The following is a 24,583-nucleotide window of genomic DNA, read 5'->3' as shown; positions in this document are numbered from 1 at the left end:
TCACGTGAATTTTAACGGTAACGAAATCGCCGTCGATGCCGAAGGCTATCTGAAGCATCCCGGCGACTGGAGTGAAGCACTGGCTGTCCACATCGCTGAGCAGGAAGGCCTGACCCTGACTGAAGCACACTGGGAAGTGGTCCATTTTGTGCGCGCCTTTTATCTGGAATATAACACCTCACCCGCCGTGCGAATGCTGGTGAAGGCGATGGCGCAGAAATATGGCGAAGAGAAAGGCAATAGCCGCTATCTGTTCCGCCTGTTCCCTGAAGGGCCGGCTAAACAGGCGACGAAAATCGCCGGCCTGCCTAAACCGGCGAAATGTCTGTAATTAACCGGTCGTAAAATCGCGGGGCGGCTCTGCGGGCTGGTGCGGCTCCACCAGCACCTTTTCAACGCGCGCGCTGCGTGGCCCGCCCGCTTTAAGCCAGACGATCAGCGCATCGACCTGCTCCGCCTCACCCCAGGCCAGCACCTCAACACTGCCGTCATCCAGATTTCGCGCATAGCCCAGTACGCCCAGCGTCCTGGCTTCTGCCTGAGTACTGTAACGAAACCCGACGCCCTGGACGCGGCCATGAACCCATGCTTTAAAACAGGCTGCTGACATTATTCTCTCCTGCTGCTGTTCGTTGCAATTTCCCGTTATCCACCGGACAATGGCGCCTCATTTTTTCAGGTAAGCATAGCAAACTATGACAGTCAGATTGATTCTCGCAAAGGGACGTGAAAAGTCCCTGCTCCGTCGCCATCCATGGGTCTTTTCAGGTGCCGTTGCGCGTCTGGAAGGTAAAGCGCAACTGGGTGAAACCATTGACGTTTGTGACAGCAACGGTAAATGGCTGGCTCGCGCCGCTTATTCACCCGAGTCGCAGATCCGCGCCCGCGTCTGGAGCTGGCAGGCCGATGAATCCATCGATATCGCCTTCTTTGTCCGCCGGTTTGAACAGGCGCAGCAGTGGCGCGAATGGCTGGCGGCCCGCGATGGTCTGGACAGCTATCGCCTGATCGCCGGTGAATCTGATGGTTTACCGGGCGTCACCATTGACCGCTTTGGCAACTTTTTAGTGATGCAGCTGCTCTCAGCAGGCGCAGAATATCAGCGTGCAGCGATCATCACTGCCCTGCAGCACTGTTTCCCTGGCTGCGCCATCTATGACCGTTCTGACGTCGCCGTTCGTAAGAAAGAGGGTCTGGCGCTGACGCAGGGCACCGTTACCGGTGAACTGCCGCCGCCGCTGCTGCCGATTACTGAACATGGCATGAAGCTGCTGGTGGATATCCAGGGCGGTCACAAAACCGGCTATTACCTTGATCAGCGTGACAGCCGTCTCGCCACGCGTCGTTACGCACAGGATGCCCGCGTCCTTAACTGCTTCTCTTACACCGGCGGATTCGCGGTTTCTGCGCTGATGGGTGGCTGTAAAGAAGTGATCAGCGTGGATACTTCACAGGAGGCGCTGGACGTTGCCCGTCAGAACGTTGAACTGAATGAGCTGGATCTCTCACGCGCGCAATTTGAGCGTGATGATGTTTTCAAACTGCTGCGCCGTTATCGTGACAGTGGCGAGAAATTTGATCTGATCATTATGGATCCGCCAAAGTTCGTCGAAAACAAAAGCCAGTTGATGGGCGCCTGTCGCGGCTATAAAGACATTAATATGCTCGCCATTCAGTTACTGAATCCGGGCGGCGTATTAATGACCTTCTCCTGCTCCGGTCTGATGGCCACCGATCTGTTCCAGAAGATCATCGCCGATGCCGCGCTGGATGCGGGCCGTGAAGTGCAGTTTATTGAGCAGTTCCGCCAGGCCGCAGATCATCCGGTGATCGCCAGCTATCCGGAAGGTCTCTACCTGAAAGGTTTCGCCTGCCGCGTCATGTGACTTGAAAAAACGGCTCCTGCCCCCATATTGGTAAGAGAGCTTTTTTTTCGGAGGTCACAATGATTGCCAGTAAATTTGGTATTGGTCAGCAGGTTCGTCATCGTTTGTCCGGCGTACTGGGCGTTATCGTCGATGTCGATCCTGAATACTCGTTAGATGAGCCTAAAATTGAAGATGTTGGCGCGGAAGAGAAAATGCGCACCGCGCCCTGGTATCATGTGGTGATGGAAGATGAGGAAGGCGATCAGGTACATACCTATGTTGCTGAGATTCAGCTTTCCGGCGAAACCAGCATTGAACACCCTGAGCAGCCTTCGATGGATGAGCTGGCAGCATCGGTGCGTCAGCAATTACAGGCACCTCATCTGCGACATTAATCTGTGGCGGCACGCTCTGCCGCCACACTCATCATTTCTGACGCGTTATTCCCAGACGCGGAATTTCAATCTTCGGGCAGCGATCCATAATCACCGTCATGCCCGCATCCTGTGCCAGTACCGCCGCCTGCTCATTAATCACACCCAGCTGCAGCCATAATGTTTTTGCCCCCACGGCGATAGCCTCCTGCGCCACGCCCCACGCGGCTTCAGAATTGCGAAAGACATCCACCATATCAATCTTGCCCGGTACATCCGCCAGGCTGGCATACCCCTGCTGCCCCAGCAGCGTTTTCCCTGCCAGTTTCGGGCTGACCGGGATCACCTCATATCCCTGGTCGAGCAGATATTTCATCACACCGTAACTGGGACGTTCGGGGCGATCGCTTGCTCCGACTAAGGCGATACGTTGGGTGCGCGTCAGCACCTCACGAATTGTCTGATCGTTCATGTTTATCTCCTTTCAGGCCAGTGTTGAGTGTAGATTGGCGTGCCCTTTAGCGGGTAAGTCCTCAGCGAAATTAATTGAACCCGCGCACGAATAAATATGTTTAAATGTAAATTAACTGCCATAATGTAAGAATTTGCTACACACCATCCTTTGTGTCTTCAGTTACCGGAGTTGAAATGAAGCTGTCGCTGGCTGTAACGGGGTTAATTACCCTCCTCGTTTCGGCGTCCTGTTCTGCCATCACATTAAAGCTCGATCCTCAGATCGATTTGCTGGTGCTGGATGGTCGAAAAATTTCAGGCTCCCTCCTCAAAGGCGCAGACAGCCTGGAGCTGGACCGCGGTCAGCATCAGTTTCTGTTTCGTGTAGAGCAGCAGCGCAAAGGTCAGAATGAGAACGTCATCGCTTATCAGTCGGTACCGATGATTGTCACGTTCACCGCGGTAGCCAAAACCATTACCATTCGGTTGCCTGCGCTGGAGACAAAACGCGAGCGTTATCATTTTGACCGCAGCCTGAACTTTCAGCTGGTGGATGAAAAAGGCACGGAGATTACCAGCGTGCGCGACCACCTGCCGGTCACCACATCCGCAGATATGGAAAAAGCGATGCTGAATTATAATCGCACCCGCCAGATTGCCTCTGTGCCCCGGTTTGCAAATACCCCTTCTGCTACGCCCTCTTCCGTCCGGCTTACCGCCGATCTGGACTGGACTACTCAGGCCGAACTGCCCTCGCTGCACCGCTGGTTTCACCGCTTCGATGAAGCCACGCGTCAGCAGCTTCTGACGCTGGTCAAAATGCTACGTACGAGTTGATAGAGTCGAAAGGCCAGAGGTACACTCGTGCTCTCTCTTCTTGCGCATGAGCCTTACCAGGACGCCTTTATGGAACAGACTGTTCGTACCCTCGGCACCACAAAACATATCGCGCTGGTCGCCCACGACCACTGCAAAGCCGCCCTGCTTGACTGGGTGAAACAAAACCAGCCCGCGCTGGAATCGCACATCCTCTATGCTACCGGCACTACCGGGAATCTGATCAATCGCGATACGGGTCTGAATGTGACAGCCATGCTGAGCGGCCCGATGGGCGGCGATCAGCAGGTGGGTGCGCTGATTTCGGAAGGGAAGATCGATGCACTGATTTTTTTCTGGGATCCGCTAAACGCAGTGCCGCACGATCCGGATGTCAAAGCGCTGCTGCGTCTGGCTACCGTATGGAATATCCCGGTAGCCACTAACCGGTCCACGGCTGACTTTATCATTCAGTCGCCACTGTTTGCGCAAAGTGTAGAGATTATGATCCCCGACTATCAGCGCTATCTGGCCGATCGTCTGAAGTAACTCAGGCTTTACGCAGCACCGGCACACCCAGCTCGCGGAAGTGATCGACAAACGGTGACGGCGCTGCCTTATCGAACATCAGAAAAACCTGCTGACGCGCGCGCGTCAGTGCCACATAGGCCAGACGGCGCTCTTCTGCATCAGGGAACGCTTCTGGCTGCGGTAATAAGCCCTGTTCAATAATCGATTCGCGCGCCTCTGCCGGGAAGCCCTCTTTACCCTGCTGTAATCCCAGCAAAATGACGTAATCTGCCTGCTGACCTTTGCTGGCATGAATCGTCATAAATTCCAGATTAAGCTTCGGCCAGCGGGTTCTGGCTTTATCCAGTAAATCCGGCCGCAGATAGTGATAACGCGCCAGCAGCAGAATTCGCTCATCAGGCTTCGCGTAACCGCTGAGTTTGTTCAGCAAGGCTTCCAGCTGATCCTGCGCCAGCAGCGAAATCGACTTTTTATTGCCTTTGGTGACGCTGTTCAGCGGTTTTGCCAGCTGCTGCGGGTTCTGTTGTATAAACCGGTTGGCAATGTCGCCAATGCGGTCGTTGAAACGGTAGGTTGTGTCCAGTACGCAGCGGTCTCCTTCACCAAAATAGTGATGGAATGCCGTCGTCAGCGTCATCTCCGCCCCACTAAATCGGTAGATAGCCTGCCAGTCATCGCCAACAGCAAACAGTGCAGTACGCTTATTCTGCTGGCGTAATGCGCTCAGCAACGCGGCACGCTGAGGCGAGATATCCTGGAATTCATCCACCAGAATGTGTTTCCACGGACTGATAAACCGTCCTTTTTCCAGAATGGCAATCGCCTGGTGAATCAGACCTGAGAAATCGACCGCGCCCTCCTCTTTTAATGCGCTCTTCCACGCTTTCAGCAACGGTGCCATCAGTTTGATGCGCTTACTGAAGAGATCGCGGATCTCTTCGGGTACGTCGGCGATCATCGCTGCCTGCGCACCGCCATGCATGCGCATCAGACCAAGCCAGCGCTCCAGCCGTGACGCCAGCCGGTTTGCCAGCCGGTCGTCCTCCCAGAATGGCCCCTCGGGTAACTCCCACTCCAGTTCATCACGCAGCCACTGACGCCAGCCGTTTGCCTGCGCCTTCTTCTCATGACACTGCTGCCGCCACTGCTGGATCAGCAGCGTGCGACGCGCATCGGCATCACTCTCAAGTTTGCTGATAACCGGCTGCTTATTACTGCCTTCACGAATAATATGCAGCGCCAGAGAATGGAAAGTCCGCGCCTGGATGTCAGCGGCGGAGAGCCGCGACTGGATACGTGCGTTCATCTCTTCAGCCGCCTGGCGGCCAAATGCCAGTAACAGGATTTGATCGGCGCTGGCCAGCTTGCGCTGCATTAACCAGCCTGCACGAGCCACCAGCACCGAGGTTTTACCGCTGCCCGCGCCTGCCAGCACCAGCAGAGAATTCTCGCCATTAACCACCGCCTCACATTGCGACTGATTGAGTGGCGTGCTCTCGACGCTGGCAAAGAAATCCTGATAGCGGGTGAGCATGGCGGCCGTCCAGTCACGGTTTCGCTGCCGCAACGCCGTTTCGCCCTGCTCCAGCCAGCGCTGACAGAATTGCCAGTTGTCCCGGCAGTCAGCAAAATCTTTTAAGCGGGAGAGCGGCATCGGCAACGCATCGAACTGTTTGAGGATGTTGGTTTTCAGCGCCTGCAACTCGTGGCGATTCAGCCAGCGATCCTGCGCGCCAAACGCCTCGATTTCGTCGCGTAGCGCCTGCAGCACCTCGCGGCACACTGCGCTCATCTCCAGACTCCAGCTCTGCCAGGCCTGCAGCAGATAGTGGTGAAAGCGCTGCGTTTCCTGCCATTCCGTGCCATGCAGGCGGACCACTTTTTCATCAGCCAGCAAAAACTCCAGCTCGCCCCACACCAGCCCGCGCTTGCAGGCGATATCCAGTAACTGGTTAAAGGGGATCAGATACTCATGCTTATCGCCGCTGACTTCGACGCCTGCCGCCATTAAACGGACACGATTATAAGGATGCTGGGCAAGCCGTTTGCCCATCGAGGTTGCTTTCAGTTCCACGCCGACACCAACGTCAGAGAATAGGATTAGGGGGAGTTTACCTGTCAGACCCTTAGCGCTCCAGCCTTAAAACAGGCTAAACTTGGCGTCACATCTTGCGGAATGCAAAAGGAAAAGAAGATCATGCGCACCGTTTTAAATATTCTTAATTTTGTTCTGGGCGGTTTTTTCACCACCCTGAGCTGGCTGTTTGCCACGTTAATCAGCATCGTGCTGATTTTTACCCTGCCACTGACCCGCTCCTGCTGGGAAATCACCAAACTCTCGCTGCTGCCATTTGGCAACGAGGCGGTGCATATTGATGTGCTGCGTCCGGAAAGTAAGAGTCATATTCTGAATACCGGCGGCACCTTTCTGAATATCTTCTGGCTGATTTTCTTCGGCTGGTGGCTCTGCCTTTCGCATATCTCCGTAGGGATTGTGCAGTGCATCAGTATCATCGGTATTCCGGTAGGAATTGCGAACTTTAAGATCGCCGCTATCGCGCTCTGGCCGGTTGGGCGCAGGGTGGTGTCGGTGGAAGAGGCGCGTGCCGCGCGCGAAGCCAATGCCCGCCGCTACTAATATGATGTCGGATGCCGTGCCAGGCTGGCGCAAATATCTGTTTAACAGTACGTGGCGCTATCTGCTGCGGATCCTGTTTGCACTGAGTGGCTGCGCCGCCATTCCCTGGTGGCTGCATCAGATTGAGTGGACGATCCCTCTGACGCTGGGAGTGGTCGCTGCTGCGCTGGCCGATCTCGATGATCGCCTGGCCGGTCGCCTGAAGAATCTGCTGATTACCCTGCTCTGCTTCTGCATCGCCTCGGTTTCAGTCGAGTTACTGTTTCCCTATCCGTTCGCCTTTATTATCGGGCTGGCAATCTCGACCTGGGGCTTTATTCTGCTGGGCGCCCTTGGCCAGCGCTACGCGACTATCGCCTTTGGTGCTCTGCTGATTGCGGTCTATACCATGCTCGGCATTGGACTGTTCAGCCAGTGGTATATGCAGCCGATGCTGCTGCTGGTCGGCGCGCTGTGGTACAACCTGCTGACATTACTGGGCCATCTGATGTTTCCGGTCCGGCCGGTGCAGGAACAGCTGGCCGGGAGTTTTTCACAACTGGCGCGTTACCTTGATGCCAAAGCGAATCTTTTCGATCCCGACGCGGGCGATCAGGATGATGCCGCGTTTATCGATGCGGCGATGGTCAACAGCCAGTTAGTGGCGCAACTTAATCTGACCAAGACCACACTGCAGAGTCGTCTGCGCGGCGATCGCGGGTCGCGCGGCACCCGCCGTAGTCTGCACTACTACTTTGTGGCGCAGGATATTCATGAACGGGCCAGCTCTTCCCATCTGCAATATCATCTGCTGCGCGGCGACTGGCGCTACAACGAAATTCTGTTTCGCTTTCAGCGCCTGCTGAATATGCAGGCTCAGGCCTGTCGCCAGCTGGCACATTGCATTCTGATGCGTCAAAGGTGGGTGCATGACAGCCGTTTTGAGCGTGCATTTGAACGATTACAGAAAGCGATAGAACGTCTGGAGCAGCATGACCCCGACGCTACGCATACCCGTGCTCTTTTCTGGCTGCTGCGCAACCTGCGCGCCATCGACGCACAGCTTGCTTCGATCGAATCAGAACAGACGCTGGCCGGTGAAGATCCTCAGCACAGTGACAATCTGCTGTCACGCGAAGGATTGAGTGGCTGGAGTGATATCCGGCTGCGCTTCAGCCGCCATCTCTCTCCCGCATCGGCGCTGTTCCGGCATGCGGTTCGCATGTCTGTGGTGCTCTGTATTGGATATGGTTTTATTCAGGTAACCGGGCTGGAGCGGGGATACTGGATTTTGCTGACCAGCCTGTTTGTCTGCCAGCCCAACTACAATGCAACGCAGCGACGACTGGCCTTGCGCATCGGCGGAACGCTGGCGGGGATTGCGATTGGTCTGCCCGTTTTATGGCTGGTGCCTTCGATTGAAGGTCAGTTAATCCTGATAGTGATCACGGGCGTACTGTTCTTCGCTTTCAGGCAGGTGCAGTATGCACAGGCCACGCTGTTTATCACTCTGCTGGTGCTGCTCTGCTTTAACCTGCTGGGTGAAGGGTTTGAAGTTGCCCTGCCGCGGGTAGTGGATACCCTACTGGGCTGTGGGCTGGCCTGGCTGGCTGTCGCGTTTATCTGGCCAGACTGGCGCTTTCGTCAGTTACCTGCCGTGGCAGAACGAACGCTGAAAGCGAATTGCCGCTATCTGGACGCGATCATGGAGCAATATCATCAGGGCAAAGATAACCGTCTCGCCTATCGCATTGCACGGCGTGATGCGCATAACGCGGATGCTGAACTGGCGTCGGTGGTCTCAAACATGAGCAGTGAAAGTCGCACCAGCCAGAAGCTGCGCGATTCGGCTTTTCAGCTGCTTTGCTCCAACCATTCATTTCTGAGTTACATTTCTGCGCTGGGCGCTCACCGCGATAAAATTACCGCACCCGAACTGCTGACATTGCTGGATGATACGGTTTGCTATGTGGAGGATGTGCTGCAGACGGAAGTTGTCAGCGATGAGCACGTAGAAACGATGCGCCATCAACTGGCTCAGCGAATCAGCCAGCTGGCCGCAGATGCGGATACGCGTGCGCCGCTGGTGCTCCAGCAACTCGGTCTGCTGGTGGCATTAATGCCCGATGTGGCTCGCCTGCGCCGCACGCTAATCACTGATTAGCCTTCGCCGCTTCTGAGATTGGGGTTTGATAAAAGCGTGCGCTGGAACCACGCATTCAGCTCCGCCCGTGTCGCCTGCGGCAGCGCGGCGGCATGGTGGCCCGTGATGGCCCCCTGCAGCGCAAGTAACGTCTGGAACCCAACGTGCTGGTTGATCGCTTTAAGCTTCAGCCAGCACTGTTTAGCCCCCATCTGGTAGAGATGATTGACGCTCATGACGCCCGCCTCGTACAGCATCATCTCCATACGTACGCTGAGATTTGGCAGATCTTTTAACCGCGGTGAGGATTGTCGGTCCTGCAACTCCAGCTGCGCCGTTTCTAAAGAGGCAGCAGAGAGCGCCAGCAGATGGTCAGGGTCGCGCCACAACGCCTCATCGACCCGAAAGTAATTGAGACTCACCAGCTTGCCCCGCTTGCGAAAAATCAGGGGTTGCAGCGGACGATCTGTAAGGTATTCCCGCAGAGGTTCACTGGCACGCAGATAGAGTTCGTCTTTATTAATTAAGGCAAAAACCACACTTTTTACAGCCAGGGCATAGCCTCCGAACTGGGTGCGCGACTCTATTGTTCCTAATGGGGCCAGGCGCGCTCTGGAGCGCTCTACAACCGGATTCACCTTTTTCATTGCACCACCTCCATGTAAGAAATATATCGTAAATTACCTTGGGTATCAGGTAATTAGAAGATAAAAAAAAGCGTCAACGGGTTCAATGAATAAATAGCGTTTCAACTAATCTTGTCGCGATTTTGCGAGGCGTTTTCAGAAATTTGGGTTGATCTTTATCCAGGATGACAGTACTGTATATTCATACAGTCCACTGCTGGTGATTAACTTATGCGAACACAACATCCTAATAATTCACGCTATGCTCATCATTATGCGTCCTCTTCCGTTCCGGCCTCTCAGGGCGGTGGAATTACTGAGTTACGCTACAGCGAACAGCCCGGTATGATGCAGATGTTGCTGTTGCCTTTATTGCAGCAGCTGAGTCAGCAATCGCGCTGGCAGTTGTGGTTAACACCGGCATATAAACTGAATCGCACCTGGCTGCAGGAATCAGGATTACCACTGGATAAAAGTATGCATATCGCCGATTCTGAACGTCTGAATGCGGTTGAAGCGATGGTTAAAGCATTGCGTACAGGAAATTACAGTGTCGTTCTGGCATGGATTCCTTACGATCTTGACGAAGATGAACGACGTCAACTTGAAAATGCGGCGGCAGAGGGTGAAGCGTTAGGATTGATTTTGCGTGCAAGCGGGACATCAGAAGCGCCTCTCAGACCGCAAACTGCGATAAAAATTCAGTCGGATTTGTTTCATTAAGTAAAAATCAGAAGTTTCCCAAGCTATTTTTCTTATCTGTCGCAGCTAAACCACTGATTCTGTTAGTTCGAGCGTTGACAATGGTTTAGCAAGTTTTTAGGGCTTTTTGCCGCGGCAATAAGACCAGCCTAATTGTTAGAAATTGTGTATAAATCGCTGTTTTTTTACATAAGCGCCTCACATCATACTTGTAAGTTTCCAATCTCGTTGTAGACTTTAGCTCGCCAGGGTGCTCAATAACCTCCGTTTTTTGCGGTAGAGTCATAAGCGAGCGTTTTGACCCGGCGAAGGATTTAAACCAAGAGCAACCTTTTTGCTCATTGCCTATTTGGATGATAACGAGGCGCAAAATGAAAAAGACAGCTATCGCAATTGCAGTGGCACTGGCTGGCTTCGCTACCGTAGCGCAGGCCGCTCCGAAAGATGACACCTGGTACACCGGTGCTAAACTGGGCTGGTCTCAGTATCACGACACTGGTTACTACGGTAACGGTTACGAAAACAATGACGGTCCAACTCATGAAAGCCAGCTGGGTGCAGGTGCATTCGTTGGTTACCAGGCAAATCCATACCTGGGCTTCGAGCTGGGCTATGACTGGCTGGGTCGCATGCCTAACAAAGGCAACGTGACTAACGGCGCATTCAAAGCACAGGGCGTTCAGCTGGCTGCTAAACTGAGCTACCCAATCTATGACGATCTGGACGTGTATACTCGTCTGGGCGGCATGGTATGGCGTGCAGACTCAACGCAGACTAACCCAACTACTGGCCGCATCAGCGACCACGACACCGGCGTATCTCCGCTGGCTGCTGTTGGTGTTGAATATGCGCTGACCAAAAACTGGGCTACCCGTCTGGATTACCAGTGGGTTAACAACATCGGTGATGCACAGACTGTTGGTACGCGTCCAGACAACGGCATGCTGAGCGTAGGCGTTTCATACCGCTTCGGTCAGGATGACGTCGCTGCTCCGGCGCCAGCTCCGGCTCCAGCACCAGCTCCAGTTGTTGAAACCAAGCGTTTCACTCTGAAGTCTGACGTTCTGTTCACCTTCAACAAATCTACCCTGAAGCCAGAAGGCCAGCAGGCTCTGGATCAGCTGTACAGCCAGCTGAGCTCAATGGATCCTAAAGATGGTTCCGTTGTCGTACTGGGCTTCACCGATCGCATCGGTTCAGAGCAGTACAACCAGAAACTGTCTGAGAAACGTGCTCAGTCAGTCGTAGATTACCTGGTATCTAAAGGTATTCCTTCTAACAAGATCTCTGCACGTGGCATGGGTGAATCTAACCCAGTTACCGGCAACACCTGTGACAGCGTGAAAGGCCGTAATGCCCTGATCGACTGCCTGGCGCCGGACCGTCGTGTAGAAATCGACGTTAAAGGTATCAAAGACGTTGTAACTCAGCCACAGGCTTAAGTTTATACGTAATAAAAAACCCCGCTAAGGCGGGGTTTTTTTATGCCGGTAATAAAACCGGACTGAGAGATGAAGGGTTTGATTGCCCTGCCCGATTATTCGCTCTCTGAACCGGAGTTACCCAGAATCGCCTGCAAATCCTGCTTCAGGCTCGACATCTGAGTGGCATATTTCTCTTTACGTTCTGCATCTTCTATCAGCTGAACAATCGTTTCAGAGAGCGTGCAGCCGCGCCGCTGTGCCAGACCTGCCAGTCGCTGCCAGACCAGATACTCCAGGTCTATCGATTTTTTTCGCGTATGCTGATGTTCAGCGTTGAAATGGCGTTTTCGTCGGGCACGGATGGTCTGCTTCAGTCGGTTATCCAGATCAGCGTGAATATGTTCTGCGATCCATTCATTCACTGTAACCGGATTATTTTCCATTGCCAGCAGCTTATCCACTGCTGCCTGCGCCGCGCTTAACTCAAGGTGACGCGTGATCAGTTCACCTTCCCGATGTTTTTTCACCAGGTATTTCCACTTCCATCCACATTCAAGATTTTCGAGTTGCTGGTATTTCATCGGAATCTCATCGTGATCACGTAACGAACTAAGAATAACAGCTTTTTTCCCGGATGCAGCAACGAAAAACATGCTGTCACCATCACATCTTCAACAGGAAGTCTGCAGTGCTTAACAAGGGTGAATCCTGTATAATCTCGCTTTTCTTAAAACAGACAAATGCGATTATTTTGACCAGCACTCAACTTACGTGGCAGACCTTACAGCCAGATAGCGCGCAATACCAATCCGTTTTCTCCCGAATTGCTGATGAAGAAACTGATGCTCTGGCAACGGTACAGCCCCGGTTGCTGAATGCACTGGCGCATTTACACCATCAGACGCAGGGTTTCCCGTTACTGCTGGTTCGTAGCCAGGAGAATCGCGATTATCTGACATTCATTGCCCAGGCCGCAGAGCGGGTTATGGCCGACAGTACCACTCTATTCGGCGGTGATTACCATATCATGGCCGACAACGTCACGCTCCAGCCCCCCTCCGATCCTCAACGCCCATTCACCAGTCAGGGTGGTATTCACTTTGCTGAATGGACTGAGATGGAGCAGTTGTTTGGCTGCGTGCGCCAGTATAAAGATCGCATCCAGCTGGAACCGGGCCTGATCCATCGTGCTAATGGCGGCACGCTGCTGCTTTCACTGCGTAGCCTGATGACGCAACCGATTCTCTGGTTACGCCTGAAAAAGTGTATTGAGCAGGGTTATGTTGAGTGGACATCTCAGGATGAACGCCGGCCGCTGCCAGTCTCGATTCCTCCCTTGCCCCTCAATCTGAAACTGGTCCTGTGTGGCGATCGGGAAGCGCTGGCAGAATTTCAGGAGCTGGATCCCGAAGCTCACGAAATGGCCATCTATACTGAATTTGAAGAGAATATTCAGATTCTGGATGAAGATGACATGCTTGCCTGGTGTCGCTGGAACATCGAACTGGCGCAACAGGCGGGTCTGCCCCAGCCGGAAGCGGACTTCTGGCCAGAACTGATTAAAGAAGGCGTCCGCTACAGCGGCGATCAAGAGACGCTGCCACTCTGCCCCCGCTGGCTACAACGCCAGATGCGCGAATCGGCCCTGATGGGCGATGAACTGAACGCTGAAGCGCTGCGTGATGCGCTGGAAGCGCGTTTGTGGCGCGAGAATTATCTCAATGAGCGGATGCGTGACGAGATCCTGCTGCGACAGATTCTGATTGAAACCGAAGGCGAAGTGGTTGGTCAGATTAATGGCCTGTCGGTCGTTGAATATCCTGGCCATCCCCGTGCCTGGGGCGATCCCTCGCGTATTACCTGCGTGGTACATCCCGGCGATGGTGAATTCATGGATATCGAGCGTAAAGCGGAGCTGGGCGGTAATATTCATGCCAAAGGCATGATGATTATGCAGGCTTACCTGATTGCCGAACTGGAACTCGATCAGCAACTGCCCTTCTCGGCCTCAATGGTCTTTGAGCAATCTTACTCCGAGGTGGATGGTGACAGTGCTTCACTGGCTGAACTCTGTGCCTTAATCAGCGCGCTGGCTAATCAGCCCATCAATCAGCAAATTGCGGTGACCGGCTCGGTTGATCAGTTTGGCAACGTACAACCGGTGGGCGGACTGAACGAGAAAATCGAAGGCTTCTTTGATATCTGCCATCAGCGAGAACTGACAGGTCAGCAGGGTGTGATTATTCCCGCCAGCAATGTCCGTCATCTCAGCCTCAGCCATGCGGTTGTCAGTGCGGTTGAACAGGGTCATTTCCATATCTGGGCAATTGACCGTGCCGATGAAGCGCTACCGCTGCTGACCGGTAAAATCTGGAGTACCGAGGATGGCCTGGGCGATTGCCTGCTGAATACCATCCAGGAACGCATTAGCCTGTTCAACCAGCCGGACGGTCCGCAACGTCCCTGGGCGCTGCGCTGGCTTAACTGGTTCAACCACCGTTAATCCGATTTGCTCAGCGTACAACTGTTCGCTAATATTCGTGATTCACTAAAACAAGGCTTATTGAAAACATGGTAGATAAACGCGAATCCTATACCAAAGAAGATCTGATTCTGTCAGGTCGTGGTGAACTGTTTGGCGAAAATGGTCCGCCGCTTCCATCCGGCAACATGCTGATGATGGACCGCGTGGTCAAAATGACCGAAGACGGCGGCAAATATGACAAAGGCTTTGTTGAAGCGGAGCTGGATATCAATCCTGATCTCTGGTTCTTCGGCTGTCACTTTATTGGCGATCCGGTGATGCCGGGTTGTCTGGGCCTTGATGCCATGTGGCAGCTGGTTGGTTTCTATCTGGGCTGGCTGGGCGGCGAAGGTAAAGGTCGTGCGCTGGGCGTGGGTGAAGTGAAATTCACCGGTCAGGTCCTGCCAGATGCGAAGAAAGTGACTTACCGCATTCACTTCAAACGCGTTATTAACCGCAAACTGGTTATGGGCGTGGCAGATGGTGAAGTGCTGGTTGACGGTAATCTGATCTATACCGCCAGCGATCTTAAAGTCGGCCTGTTTAAAGATACCGCCGCTTTCTAAGCGTTTCCCCCCGAAACAAAAACCTCCGCGCATGGCGGAGGTTATATTCCCTTTTCAGTGACATCCGGTTATGCAGCTACCGACCTGTCCTCCATGGCTTGTCGCCAACCTCCCAACCAGTGAGACTTAGCGTCAATCAACTGATACGGACACATCTCTTTTGAGCGTCCAGTAATACCTGCCTGATAACCACGTGAATGGGCGCGTTCGAGGCGGTCTCGTTTCTGTCTCTTCATACTCCGTGTCCCTCATGTAAGGTCTGTGGAATCTGGTGGAAAGAAAAGTGGTGAATTAATGTTCAACCACCCTTATGTTCTACCTCCTGCGCACCCAAAGATCAATGCCCAATCTTCATGCCAGTGTCATAAATGTGACCTTAATCAGTAAAAATAATGACGTTCTGTGATGCATACGACAACACTATCTTTCTGATTAAGCTAATAAAAAAGCCCCTGACCCATGTCGAAAAAGCACGACAATCGGTCAGGGGCTTAGCTTATTTATTCACATCAATCTTAATTTAACGCAACCACACTATTGGCAATCTTCTGTGCTGTCTGTTGCCAGCCCGCCGCCAGCGTTCTGACCATCGCATCGTAGCCATCTTCGGTCTGCGGCAGTACCAGGTTAAACGCCTGTTTGGTCAGCCGGCCCTGATGTTCCAGCGTCCATTCGCCACTGACGACTGCTTTGCCATCATAGCGCCCCTGGAAGCCTGTTACGGTCACATTCAGCGTATCGTGCTGCGCGCCTAAAGGTGAACCGGCTACCAGCCGGCCTGGCAGCGCCTTGCTCAGGTTAGTGATCAATGTCTGCTGCAACTGCTGATCGAGCGGGCTGGCCCAGAGATTATTCGCGGCGATAACGTATTTAACATCGCTGGTCTGATAAACCAGTCCGTTGCCTGCCAGATAGTCCGGCACCGTCACCTGCTGCACCCATAACATCGGTTGCGCTTCATTCAGCTGGCTGCTGCTGACCTGCATGGAAGCCGCCCCGGAGGGCAACTGATACCAGGTATTGTCAACGCTGCTACTGCACGCACTCAACACCAGCGCGGCACAAAGTATCAATCCTTTATTCACTGTTTCGCCCTCTTCGGCTGGGGATCCTGTCCCGGTTTTGCCTCAAATACCAGCGCATTGCTCTTGGTGTTAAGCGTTCTTAACACCGGCTGGAGTTCACGCAGAACCTTATCCAGGCGCTGCATATCCCCCACCAGCTTGCTGTAGGCTGGTGAACCTGGCTGCAGGCCTTTCATGCTGCGGTTCAGCTCGCGCAATGTCTGCTGCAGGTCTTCCGGCAGGGTTTTCATAGCCGGACTGGCGGTGACTTTGTTGATGTTGTCGATGGTGCGTTGCAGATCACGCATCGTTTTCTGGCTCTCTTTCAGCGTACCTGTCGCTTCATTGACCATACCGTTCAGTGGCAGACTGTTGATCTTATCCAGCGCCGCCATCAGCTTCTGCTGAATCTGGCTCAGGCCACCGCTGACCGTTGGGATAACTTCATAGCCAGAGACTTTCTGCGGACCTTTGTAAGGCGGTGCATTGTCATAGAAGTCGAGATCGACATAGAGCGCACCCGACAACAGACTGCCGGTTTTCAGCGTCGCACGCAGGCCACGTTTTTTACCATCCTGCAGATGCTGTTGCAGATCGAAGTTCTCACCCAGTCGGCTGATAAAGCGATCCGGCTCAATGCGAATCAGCACCGGCACGCGGTAATCATTGTTCAGCGCCTGGTCCAGACCGGCTTTCATCAATGGCGCTTCTGAGACGGTACCCAGGCGAATGCCGCGGAACTCAACCGGCGCCCCCGCCTGCAGACCACGGATGGAGTCGGTGAAGAACATCAGGTAATCAATATGGTTGGTGTAGAGCGAGTCCTGAATGCTGCGCTGATCGTCAAACAGATGATAGTCAGACTTATTCTGCGCAGGCTGACCCAGCTCCCAGCCATCCGGCACGTCAAAACTGACGCCGCCGCTGAACAGCGTGGTCAGCGATCCCATTTCCACCCGCATTCCTGAAGCGGACATATCCACGGCGATGCCGCTATCCTTCCAGAAGCGAACGTTGGTTGTAATCAGGCGATCGTAAGGCGCAGCGACAAACAGCTGATAGGTCATCATGCGTTTTTCGGTATCAAAAGCACTGGTCTCGACCGTACCGACGCGATAGCCACGGAACAGCACCGGATCCCCCGGATTGAGCTGGCCCGCTTTCTTGCTGTCCAGCACGATGCGAATCCCTTTGGCATCCGGTGGCGCTAACGGCGGCGCATCCAGCAGCTTAAACTGCTCGGGTGCCTGGCTTTTAGTGCCCGGCTGTAATTCGATATAGGCACCGGATAACAGAGTACCGAGACCGCTGATCCCTTCGCGACCCACCTGCGGTTTCACCACCCAGAAAACGCTGTCGCTGTGCAGCAGTTTTTCCATGCCTGAATTCAGGCGCGCTTTGATTTCCACATGGTGAAGATCGTCGCTTAACACCGCGCTTTCCACCACACCGACATCCACACTGCGGCTTTTAATCGTGGTTTTACCCGCAACAATGCCTTCGGCGTTTTCGGTGATGAGGGTGACTTCCGGCCCCTGATGGCTGAAGTGATAAAAGAGGATCCATCCGCCGATTAACAGCGTAACGATGGGGACAATCCAGACCGGCGACCAGCGCTTAATCTGTTCCACCTTTGCATGGCCGTGATTAGTTTCCGTCAAGGCGCGACTCCTTCATATTGTTTTCGCGTACACGATCCCAGGTTAATCGCGGGTCAAAGGTCATGGCAGCAATCATGGTGATAATCACCACCATTGCAAACAATACTGCCCCCCACGCGGGATAAACATTCATTAATTGCCCCATGCGCACCAGCGCAGAGAGCACGGCAATAACAAACACGTCGATCATTGACCAGCGGCCTACAAATTCGACCACTTCATAAATTTTGTGCATCCTGTGGCTGTCACGCTGTCCGCGTCCGCTGGCATCCCAGCAAAGCCAGCCAATCGCCAGCATTTTCAGCGTAGGCACCATGATACTGGCGATAAAGATCACCAACGCCACCGGATAGGAGCCATCACCCCACAGCACAATCACCCCCGCCATGATATTGGAGGGATAGGCAGTGCCGAGGGTTTCCGTCACCATGATCGGCAACAGGTTGGCCGGGATATAAAGCAGTATTGAGGTGAACAACAGCGCCAGCGTCCACTGCAGGCTGTGCTTACGCCGTGCCTCGGCCGTGACGCCGCAGCGGGGACACTTATGCTCTGCTTCCGGCAGAATGGCCGTACAGCAGGGACAGGAGCGCAGACCCTGCTCTAAACCACTGATGCCCACTTCGGGCGGATGGGGCAGCGCAGGTCGGGGTGACAGACTGTCCCACAAGCCGCGTCGATCAACGCACTGAAAGGCCCGCAACTGCAGCAGACAGAACAGAACCCACGGCCAGAAACTGGTCTCAAGGCCGATCTCGCCATAGGCCATCAGCTTGACGAAACTGACCAGCACGCCCGCCATAAAGATTTCTGCCATGCCCCAGTTACGTAGCTGAAACAGAATACGTGCCAGACCAGTTTTGAGTCCAGTCGGCAACGGGACCCGATTGACCAGCAGGATAATGGTGATCATGCAGAAGGCCGGAACCGCCTGCACAAAGAGAAGGAACAGCGTCGCCAGACTGCTGTAATCTTCCGTCACCATCACCTGAGGTATCTGCGCCAGCGTGATCTGGCTGGTCAGCCCTGCCACCTTCATTGAGACAAAAGGAAACAGATTCGCCAGCAGCAGCATAAACAGCGCTGCCAGCGCATAGCCCGTTGGCCGTTTACGCGGTTCGTGCCAGTTGGCCGTCAGGGAGGTGTGGCAGCGCGGGCATGACGCACGGCTGCCAACGGGAATGTCCGGCAGCTTAATCATTAAATCGCATTGTGGACAGAGCATCCACGCGTTACTTTTCACTGCTGAACACATCCGTTAGCCCTGCCCTACGCGCCGTTTTTCAGTGACTCTAGCTCTTCCCAGCGCGCAAAAGCGGTTTCCAGCTCCTGCTCAGTCTGAGCCAGATTATCCAGCACCGGTTGCGTCTGATCGTGTGCCTGGCTGAAGAAGTCGGGATGACTCATCTTCGCCTGCAGCTCTCCGATACGCGCTTCCAGCTGCTCCAGTTTTTGCGGCAGCTGTTCCAGCTCACGCGCCAGATTGTAGCTGAGTTTATTCACGCTACGCTTCGCATCACCCTTCTCGGCTGCAGGCTTAGAGACGTTGCCCGTCGCTTTCGCCGGTGCTGCCGCCTTGTGCTGCCGGTAGGCGGCGCGCTGTTGCTGAGCATCGTGATAACCGCCAACAAAGGTACCAATCTCACCGTTGCCTTCAAAAATCCAGCACTCGGTAACGGTATTATCGACGAACTGACGATCGTGGCTCACCAGTAACACGGTGCCCTGATAGCCATCAATCAGCTCTTCCAGTAGTTCCAGCGTTTCGACGTCGAGGTCGTTAGTCGGTTCATCCAGAATCATCAGGTTGCTGGGACGCAGGAACAGGCGTGCCAGCAGCAGACGGTTACGTTCACCGCCCGAAAGGGCGCGCACCGGCGTCATGGCACGTTTTGGATGGAACAGGAAGTCCTGCAGATAGCCCAGCACGTGGCGCGGTTTGCCGTTGACCAGTACTTCCTGCTTGCCTTCAGCCAGGTTGTCCATCACGGTGCGATCCGGATCCAGTTCAGCGCGATGCTGGTCAAAGTAGGCGACTTCCAGCTTGGTGCCGGAATGCACACGACCATGGTCAGCTTTCAGCTGCTGCAGCATCAGGCGTAGTAAGGTAGTTTTCCCGCAGCCATTTGGTCCGATCAGCGCAATTTTGTCGCCACGCTGCACCTGGGTTGAGAAGTCCTTCACCAGCACTTTGCCATCGACCGCGTAGTCGACATTTTCCAGCTCAAACACAATCTTGCCGGAACGGGACGCTTCGCCCACCTGCATGTTGGCTTTGCCCATCACTTCGCGGCGTTCTGAATGTTCACGACGCAGCGCTTTCAGCGCACGCACACGGCCTTCGTTGCGGGTACGGCGAGCTTTGATGCCCTGACGGATCCACACCTCTTCCTGCGCCAGTTTGCGGTCGAATTCGGCGTTCTGCATCTCTTCAACGCGCAACGCTTCCTCTTTGCCTTCCAGATAGAGATCGTAGTTGCCTGGCCAGGAGACCAGCTTGCCACGGTCAAGATCGACAATGCGCGTCGCCATGTTGCGGATAAACGAACGGTCATGGGAAATAAAGATGATGCTGCCGGTGAAGTTCTTCAGGAACGTTTCCAGCCAGTCGATGGTTTCGATATCGAGGTGGTTGGTTGGCTCATCCAGCATCAGGACGCGCGGGTTACTCACCAGCGCACGGCCCAGCGCCGCTTTACGCAGCCAGCCGCCCGAGAGCGACGACAGCTCGGTATCGGGCTGCAGACCAATCTGCTCCAGCACGTCATGGATGCGGCTCTCCAGCTGCCACAGATTCTGGTGGTCGAGAATGCTCTGCAGACGCGCCATCTCATTGAGGTTTTTATCGCTGGGGTCTTCCATCACCACATGGGAAATGGCGTGATAGGCTTTCAGATGCTCAGCCTGCTCTTCAACGCCCTCGGCCACGAAGTCATACACCGAACCGGTAATATTGCGCGGCGGATCCTGTTGCAGACGCGCCACGACCAGATCGGTTTCATAAATAATGCGGCCATCATCCAGTGGCTGTTCGCCATTGATGATTTTCATCAGCGTGGATTTACCCGCACCGTTACGGCCCACCAGACAGACGCGTTCGTTCTCTTCGATGTGCAGTTCGGTGTTGTCTAACAGCGGCGCATCGCTGAAGGAGAGATAAGCGCCGTGGATACTGATTAATGACATGTAAGCTTATTCCTTACCGGCGTGAGTGATCAGCCAGCAGTTGTGAATTTGACGGTTACGCGCGAAGTCCTGCGACTGCGTTTTCTGGGTAATATCCTGCGCCTGCAGGCCCAGTGATTTCAGGCCATCCATGTCCATTTTGAAACCGCGTTTGTTATTGGAGAACATGATGGTGCCGCCGCGACGCAGCAGGCGCTTCAGGTTACGCATCAGCATCATATGATCGCGCTGAACGTCGAAGCTCTCTTCCATACGTTTTGAGTTGGAGAACGTTGGCGGATCGATAAAGATCAGGTCAAAGTTCTCGTCACTCTCATTCAGCCAGCTCAGGCAGTCCGCCTGCATCAGACGATGCTGACGCCCGGTCAGTCCGTTAAGACGCAGGTTGCGCTCCGCCCACTCCAGATAGGTACGCGACATATCTACCGTAGTGGTTGAACGCGCGCCACCCAGACCGGCATGCACACTGGCGGTACCGGTATAGGCAAACAGGTTCAGGAAATCTTTGCCCTGACTCATCTGGCCCAGCATTTTACGGGCAATGCGGTGATCGAGGAACAGGCCGGTATCGAGATAGTCGGTCAGATTCACCCAGAAACGCGCATTAAACTCTTTAACTTCGAAATAGTCGCCCTTCTCGCTGAGCTTCTGATACTGCGCTTTGCCTTTCTGGCGTTCACGCGTTTTCATAATCAGACGGTCGGCAGGCAGTTGCAGCACGCTCAGCGTTGCGCTGATGACATCGAACAGACGCTGACGCGCTTTATCAGGATCGATGGTTTTCGGTGGCGCGTACTCCTGGATAATCACCCAGTCGCCATAGCGATCGACAGCAACGTTGTAGTCTGGCAGATCGGCATCATAAATACGGTAGCATTCAATGCCTTCCTGACGCGCCCACTTCTCCAGTTTCTTCACGTTTTTACGCAGGCGGTTAGCGTAATCTTCCGCAATCTGTCCGGCGCTTTCATGACTGTTAACCGCCAGCTTATAGTTTTTCTGCACGCAATCCAGCGGACCGTTCTTCGCTTTAAACTGGCGATCGGCACGCAGCTGCAGGCAGCTCAGCAGTTCTGGCGAGGCGCTGAACAGCGACAGGTTCCAGCCGCCAAAATGCTGCTTCATCAGACGTCCGAGCTGGCTGTGCAGCGCAATCAGGGCTGGCTCGCTCTCCAGACGTTCACCGTAAGGAGGATTACTCAGCACCGTACCGTGAACCGCCGGGTCAACCGGATTAGTCAGCTTCAGCAGATCCTGCTGGCCGAAGGTGAAAAGTTCAAAGACGCCAGCGCGGCGGGCATTCGCCTGCGCCCACTCCAGCACCCGACCATTATTGTCGTAGCCAAAGAAGCGCGCCTGAGTGGCAGCCGTACCAGTGCGGGCACGGTTCTGCGCCTCGGTTTTAACCTCCTGCCACAACGCAGCGTTAAACTGGCTCCAGGCGGTGAAGCCCCAGTGCTTGCGCAGCAGGCCAGGCGCACGATCGCAGGCAATCAGTGCGGCTTCAATCAGCAGCGTACCGGAACCACACATCGGATCGATCAGCGGTGTCGTCGGCTCCCAGCCAGAACGCAGCACGATGGCCGCCGCCAGGGTCTCTTTTAACGGCGCCTGACCGGTCTGCTGGCGATAACCACGCTGATGCAGCGAGCTGCCGCTAAGATCCAGTGCAATGCTGGCGCGATCGTCATTCAGCCAGACGTTGACACGGATATCTGCCTGCTCACGATCGACGTTAGGTCGTTCGAGGTTCTGACGGGTAAAGCTGTCCACGATGGCATCTTTAACTTTCAGCGCACCAAACTGGCTGTTACGAATCGAATCGTTTGTGCCGCTGAAATGCACAACAAAGGTTTTGTCGCTGCCGAACATCGTCGGCCAGTCCACGCTCTGCACACCCAGATAGAGATCCAAATCGCTGTAGACGCCAAACTCTCCCAGCGGCAACAGGATGCGTGATGCTAAACGACTCCACATCAGGCTTTGGTACATGGTGCGATCGTCGGCTTCGTAGTGAACGCCTCCCTGCACTACTTGCAAATCCTGCGCGCCCAGCGCGTCCAGCTCACTTTTTAACAGCTCTTCGAGCCCACGCGCCGTGCTGGCAAACAGAGAATTCATATCGTCACTTTTTAACTCTTGAGAAAATTGTCGCGCATTATAGCGAATCGGAGACCTATGTCATAAAGTTAGCTTCTTTTGTGCTGCGCGTCGGGTTCAAGGAGAACACCATGATCACGCTTTCCCGCTTATTTATTCATCCTGTGAAGTCGATGCGGGGATTAGCGCTGTCACACGCGCTGGTCACTGACAGCGGACTGGCATTTGATCGTCTGTTTATGGTGACCGAACCTGATGGCACCTTTATTACCGCGCGTCAGCACCCGGAGATGGTGCGCTTCACGCCCGCGATTTTACCGGATGGCCTGCTGCTGACGGCCCCGGATGGCAGTCACTCCCTGATCCGCTTCAGCGATTTCGATGAGCAGGATCACCCCACCGAAGTCTGGGGAAATCATTTCACCGCGCGCATAGCGCCGCGTGCGATTAACCAATGGCTGAGCCAGTTCTTTCCGCGTGAGGTTCAGTTGCGCTGGGTCGGGCCGCAACCCAGCCGCCGGGTTAAAGCGTTTAATCATATTCCGCTGAGCTTTGCCGACGGCTTTCCGTTTTTGCTGATCAACAACGCGTCGCTGCATGATCTGCAACAGCGCTGCCCGGCCAGCGTCCGTGCCGAACAGTTTCGTCCGAATCTGGTCGTCAGCGGCGCTGCCGCATGGGATGAAGACAGCTGGGCGGAGATTCAGATTGGCGACGTGATATTCGAGGTGCCTAAGCCATGCAGTCGCTGCGTGCTCACCACTGTTAGCACCGAGACCGGCGTTAAGCATCCTGCCGGTCATCCGCTGACCACGCTGCAGACGTTCCGCACCGCCCTGGATGGCAGCGGGGATATCGATTTCGGTCTGAACCTGGTGGCGCGCAACAGTGGGGTGGTGCGCGCTGGTGATGAGATGATTGTTCTGAAACGTCATGCTCCGCGCAGCTATGGTGCCGGTGAAGTGGTCGAAACACTGAAACCAAAGCAGCAGGCGCCAGATGCCGTGACTATCACGTTTCAGGGTCAGACGTTCACCGGGGATAATCAGCAGGTATTACTGGATCAGCTGGAGATGCAGGGCTTCCGGATCCCCTACTCCTGTCGGGCGGGACTGTGCGGCAGTTGCAAGCTGAGTCTGGTCGCGGGTGAGGTTAAGGCGCTGAAACAGAGCGCCCTGCGTCAGGACGGCACGCTGTTGAGCTGCAGCTGTATTCCGGCTGGCGATGTAGAACTAAGGTAGTCAGACTGCGCGGGCGTAGCGCGGCGCGACATCCTGATACAGGGGCTGCAGGCGATCGTTCATCACCTTGATGGCATCGCCAAGCACCATGTTTTTTCCGGCCAGCGTCAATCCCGGCTGCGCCAGCAGGCAGAGTGCCGCGTTATCGCCACTCTCAACCACCAGCAGTCGTGCCTGCGTTCCCTCGTCTGCCAGCGTAACCTGTACCATTTCACCGGGACGGGGCTGCATTGCCGGGGCATAAGAGGCGAAATGCCAGCTTTTCGGCATCAGTGGCTTGAGGAAGCGTGCAGCGACCAGCGCATTTAACACCAGTTCGGCGCGATGGCTGCCACTGAGTTTGCACTGACGGCAGGTCTCTTCAAAGGTGTAATAAAGGGCGGCGTCATCGACACAAAAACCCGATTCAGTGAAGGCATCCGGCGTGAGCATCTTGCGGGAATAACGGGAACGGAAAAGCATACCGTCTGCCAGGTCGAGCATCATTCGGTCGTGGCTGCTGTCAAAATACCAACGCCAGTTATCATCGGGTTTAATTTTCATCGTGTGCCCTGTATTTACCGCTGCGCCAAAAATCACGCAGAATTCAGCGAAAAAAGAAACATAAGGAAAAGCTGAAAAAGCGTGCAACAGGACAAAATATAAACGAGCCGAGGGGATAAATAAACCCCCCGGCCAATGATTGTG

The 24,583-nt window shown here is 54.5% G+C and carries 24 protein-coding genes; 12 read left to right on the top strand and 12 right to left on the bottom strand.

The window, feature by feature from the left end:
• The first annotated feature begins 4 nt into the window (after positions 1–4).
• Positions 5–331, top strand: coding sequence for a TusE/DsrC/DsvC family sulfur relay protein (locus tag AFL22_RS04715; protein ID WP_010669791.1), 327 nt, complete (start codon positions 5–7; stop codon positions 329–331).
• Here the strand turns inward: AFL22_RS04715 and yccX are convergent, their stop codons facing one another.
• Positions 332–610 carry an acylphosphatase gene (gene yccX / locus AFL22_RS04710; protein ID WP_052270883.1) on the bottom strand — a complete coding sequence of 93 codons (279 nt, stop codon included), beginning with the start codon at positions 608–610 and terminating at the stop codon, positions 332–334.
• 85 nt (positions 611–695) lie between these two features.
• Here yccX and rlmI point away from each other — a divergent pair, with 85 nt between their 5' ends.
• Together rlmI and hspQ are read left to right on the top strand one after the other, a co-directional pair.
• Positions 696–1,886, top strand: coding sequence for a 23S rRNA (cytosine(1962)-C(5))-methyltransferase RlmI (gene rlmI, locus AFL22_RS04705; RefSeq protein ID WP_022625919.1), 1,191 nt, complete (start codon positions 696–698; stop codon positions 1,884–1,886).
• 59 nt (positions 1,887–1,945) lie between these two features.
• Entirely contained in the window at positions 1,946–2,263 is a 318-nt protein-coding gene (hspQ, locus tag AFL22_RS04700) for a heat shock protein HspQ (RefSeq protein ID WP_010246651.1), read from the top strand.
• A gap of 31 nt (positions 2,264–2,294) precedes the next feature.
• Here hspQ and AFL22_RS04695 read toward each other — a convergent pair whose 3' ends face one another.
• Complete coding sequence (locus AFL22_RS04695; protein ID WP_010669789.1) at positions 2,295–2,714, bottom strand: CoA-binding protein; 420 nt, start codon at positions 2,712–2,714, stop codon at positions 2,295–2,297.
• Positions 2,715–2,890: 176 nt separating this feature from the next.
• On the opposite strand from AFL22_RS04695, the gene AFL22_RS04690 reads away from it, so the two are divergent.
• Entirely contained in the window at positions 2,891–3,532 is a 642-nt protein-coding gene (locus AFL22_RS04690) for a DUF2057 family protein (RefSeq protein ID WP_010669788.1), read from the top strand.
• A 69-nt stretch (positions 3,533–3,601) separates the two neighbouring features.
• Positions 3,602–4,060 (top strand): methylglyoxal synthase, encoded by a 459-nt coding sequence (gene mgsA / locus AFL22_RS04685; protein ID WP_010246657.1) that lies wholly within the window; start codon positions 3,602–3,604, stop codon positions 4,058–4,060.
• A gap of 1 nt (position 4,061) precedes the next feature.
• Here mgsA and helD read toward each other — a convergent pair whose 3' ends face one another.
• The gene (helD, locus tag AFL22_RS04680) at positions 4,062–6,116 is read right to left on the bottom strand and encodes a DNA helicase IV (protein WP_052270882.1); all 2,055 of its coding nucleotides are present in this window, start codon (positions 6,114–6,116) and stop codon (positions 4,062–4,064) included.
• A 123-nt stretch (positions 6,117–6,239) separates the two neighbouring features.
• On the opposite strand from helD, the gene AFL22_RS04675 reads away from it, so the two are divergent.
• A complete protein-coding gene (locus AFL22_RS04675; RefSeq protein ID WP_052270881.1) occupies positions 6,240–6,680 on the top strand; it encodes a YccF domain-containing protein in 441 nt (146 codons plus the stop codon).
• Positions 6,664–8,823, top strand: a complete 2,160-nt coding sequence (yccS, locus tag AFL22_RS04670) for a YccS family putative transporter (RefSeq protein ID WP_052270880.1) — start codon at positions 6,664–6,666, stop codon at positions 8,821–8,823. The genes AFL22_RS04675 and yccS overlap by 17 nt, the downstream gene beginning before the upstream one ends.
• Here yccS and AFL22_RS04665 read toward each other — a convergent pair.
• A complete protein-coding gene (locus tag AFL22_RS04665; protein ID WP_052270879.1) occupies positions 8,820–9,449 on the bottom strand; it encodes a TfoX/Sxy family DNA transformation protein in 630 nt (209 codons plus the stop codon). The two genes, yccS and AFL22_RS04665, sit on opposite strands and share 4 nt — an antisense overlap.
• A 210-nt stretch (positions 9,450–9,659) precedes the next feature.
• Here AFL22_RS04665 and sulA point away from each other — a divergent pair, with 210 nt between their 5' ends.
• Entirely contained in the window at positions 9,660–10,151 is a 492-nt protein-coding gene (sulA, locus tag AFL22_RS04660) for an SOS-induced cell division inhibitor SulA (protein WP_010255031.1), read from the top strand.
• 350 nt (positions 10,152–10,501) lie between these two features.
• Positions 10,502–11,572: a porin OmpA gene (gene ompA / locus AFL22_RS04655; RefSeq protein WP_010255028.1), complete on the top strand. Its 1,071-nt coding sequence runs from the start codon at positions 10,502–10,504 to the stop codon at positions 11,570–11,572.
• A 95-nt stretch (positions 11,573–11,667) separates the two neighbouring features.
• Here the strand turns inward: ompA and matP are convergent, their stop codons facing one another.
• Positions 11,668–12,135, bottom strand: a complete 468-nt coding sequence (matP, locus tag AFL22_RS04650; protein WP_138919647.1) for a macrodomain Ter protein MatP — start codon at positions 12,133–12,135, stop codon at positions 11,668–11,670.
• Between the two features lie 53 nt (positions 12,136–12,188).
• Between matP and AFL22_RS04645 the strand changes: the two genes are divergently transcribed.
• Both AFL22_RS04645 and fabA read left to right on the top strand, forming a co-directional pair.
• On the top strand, positions 12,189–14,057 hold the full coding sequence (locus AFL22_RS04645; protein ID WP_052270878.1) for a Lon protease family protein: 1,869 nt from the start codon (positions 12,189–12,191) through the stop codon (positions 14,055–14,057).
• A 68-nt stretch (positions 14,058–14,125) separates the two neighbouring features.
• Positions 14,126–14,644 carry a bifunctional 3-hydroxydecanoyl-ACP dehydratase/trans-2-decenoyl-ACP isomerase gene (fabA, locus tag AFL22_RS04640; protein ID WP_009091047.1) on the top strand — a complete coding sequence of 173 codons (519 nt, stop codon included), beginning with the start codon at positions 14,126–14,128 and terminating at the stop codon, positions 14,642–14,644.
• A gap of 68 nt (positions 14,645–14,712) precedes the next feature.
• Here fabA and rmf read toward each other — a convergent pair whose 3' ends face one another.
• The 6 genes from rmf to rlmKL all read right to left on the bottom strand — a co-directional run bounded on the left by rmf (position 14,713) and on the right by rlmKL (position 22,676).
• Positions 14,713–14,880 (bottom strand): ribosome modulation factor, encoded by a 168-nt coding sequence (gene rmf / locus AFL22_RS23120; RefSeq protein ID WP_008925875.1) that lies wholly within the window; start codon positions 14,878–14,880, stop codon positions 14,713–14,715.
• Between the two features lie 279 nt (positions 14,881–15,159).
• The gene (pqiC, locus tag AFL22_RS04635; protein WP_022625928.1) at positions 15,160–15,729 is read right to left on the bottom strand and encodes a membrane integrity-associated transporter subunit PqiC; all 570 of its coding nucleotides are present in this window, start codon (positions 15,727–15,729) and stop codon (positions 15,160–15,162) included.
• On the bottom strand, positions 15,726–17,369 hold the full coding sequence (gene pqiB / locus AFL22_RS04630) for an intermembrane transport protein PqiB (RefSeq protein ID WP_010255015.1): 1,644 nt from the start codon (positions 17,367–17,369) through the stop codon (positions 15,726–15,728). Before pqiB ends, pqiC begins: the two co-directional genes overlap by 4 nt.
• Positions 17,356–18,624 (bottom strand): membrane integrity-associated transporter subunit PqiA, encoded by a 1,269-nt coding sequence (pqiA, locus tag AFL22_RS04625; RefSeq protein WP_010669781.1) that lies wholly within the window; start codon positions 18,622–18,624, stop codon positions 17,356–17,358. The genes pqiB and pqiA overlap by 14 nt, the downstream gene beginning before the upstream one ends.
• A 14-nt stretch (positions 18,625–18,638) precedes the next feature.
• Positions 18,639–20,555, bottom strand: coding sequence for an ABC transporter ATP-binding protein (locus tag AFL22_RS04620; RefSeq protein ID WP_033785546.1), 1,917 nt, complete (start codon positions 20,553–20,555; stop codon positions 18,639–18,641).
• A gap of 6 nt (positions 20,556–20,561) precedes the next feature.
• Positions 20,562–22,676 carry a bifunctional 23S rRNA (guanine(2069)-N(7))-methyltransferase RlmK/23S rRNA (guanine(2445)-N(2))-methyltransferase RlmL gene (gene rlmKL / locus AFL22_RS04615; RefSeq protein ID WP_010669780.1) on the bottom strand — a complete coding sequence of 705 codons (2,115 nt, stop codon included), beginning with the start codon at positions 22,674–22,676 and terminating at the stop codon, positions 20,562–20,564.
• 110 nt (positions 22,677–22,786) lie between these two features.
• On the opposite strand from rlmKL, the gene AFL22_RS04610 reads away from it, so the two are divergent.
• Positions 22,787–23,896, top strand: coding sequence for a YcbX family protein (locus AFL22_RS04610; RefSeq protein WP_052270877.1), 1,110 nt, complete (start codon positions 22,787–22,789; stop codon positions 23,894–23,896).
• On the opposite strand, the gene AFL22_RS04605 is transcribed toward AFL22_RS04610, so the two are convergent.
• Positions 23,897–24,439 (bottom strand): cell division protein ZapC, encoded by a 543-nt coding sequence (locus AFL22_RS04605; protein WP_010669778.1) that lies wholly within the window; start codon positions 24,437–24,439, stop codon positions 23,897–23,899.
• Positions 24,440–24,583: the final 144 nt, after the last annotated feature.

It is taken from the genome of Pantoea sp. CFSAN033090 (assembly GCF_001264395.1).
Taxonomy (GTDB): Bacteria; Pseudomonadota; Gammaproteobacteria; order Enterobacterales; family Enterobacteriaceae; genus Pantoea; species Pantoea agglomerans.
Note: the sequence above shows the minus strand (reverse complement) of the source record. Positions and strands in the feature narration are given on the sequence as shown.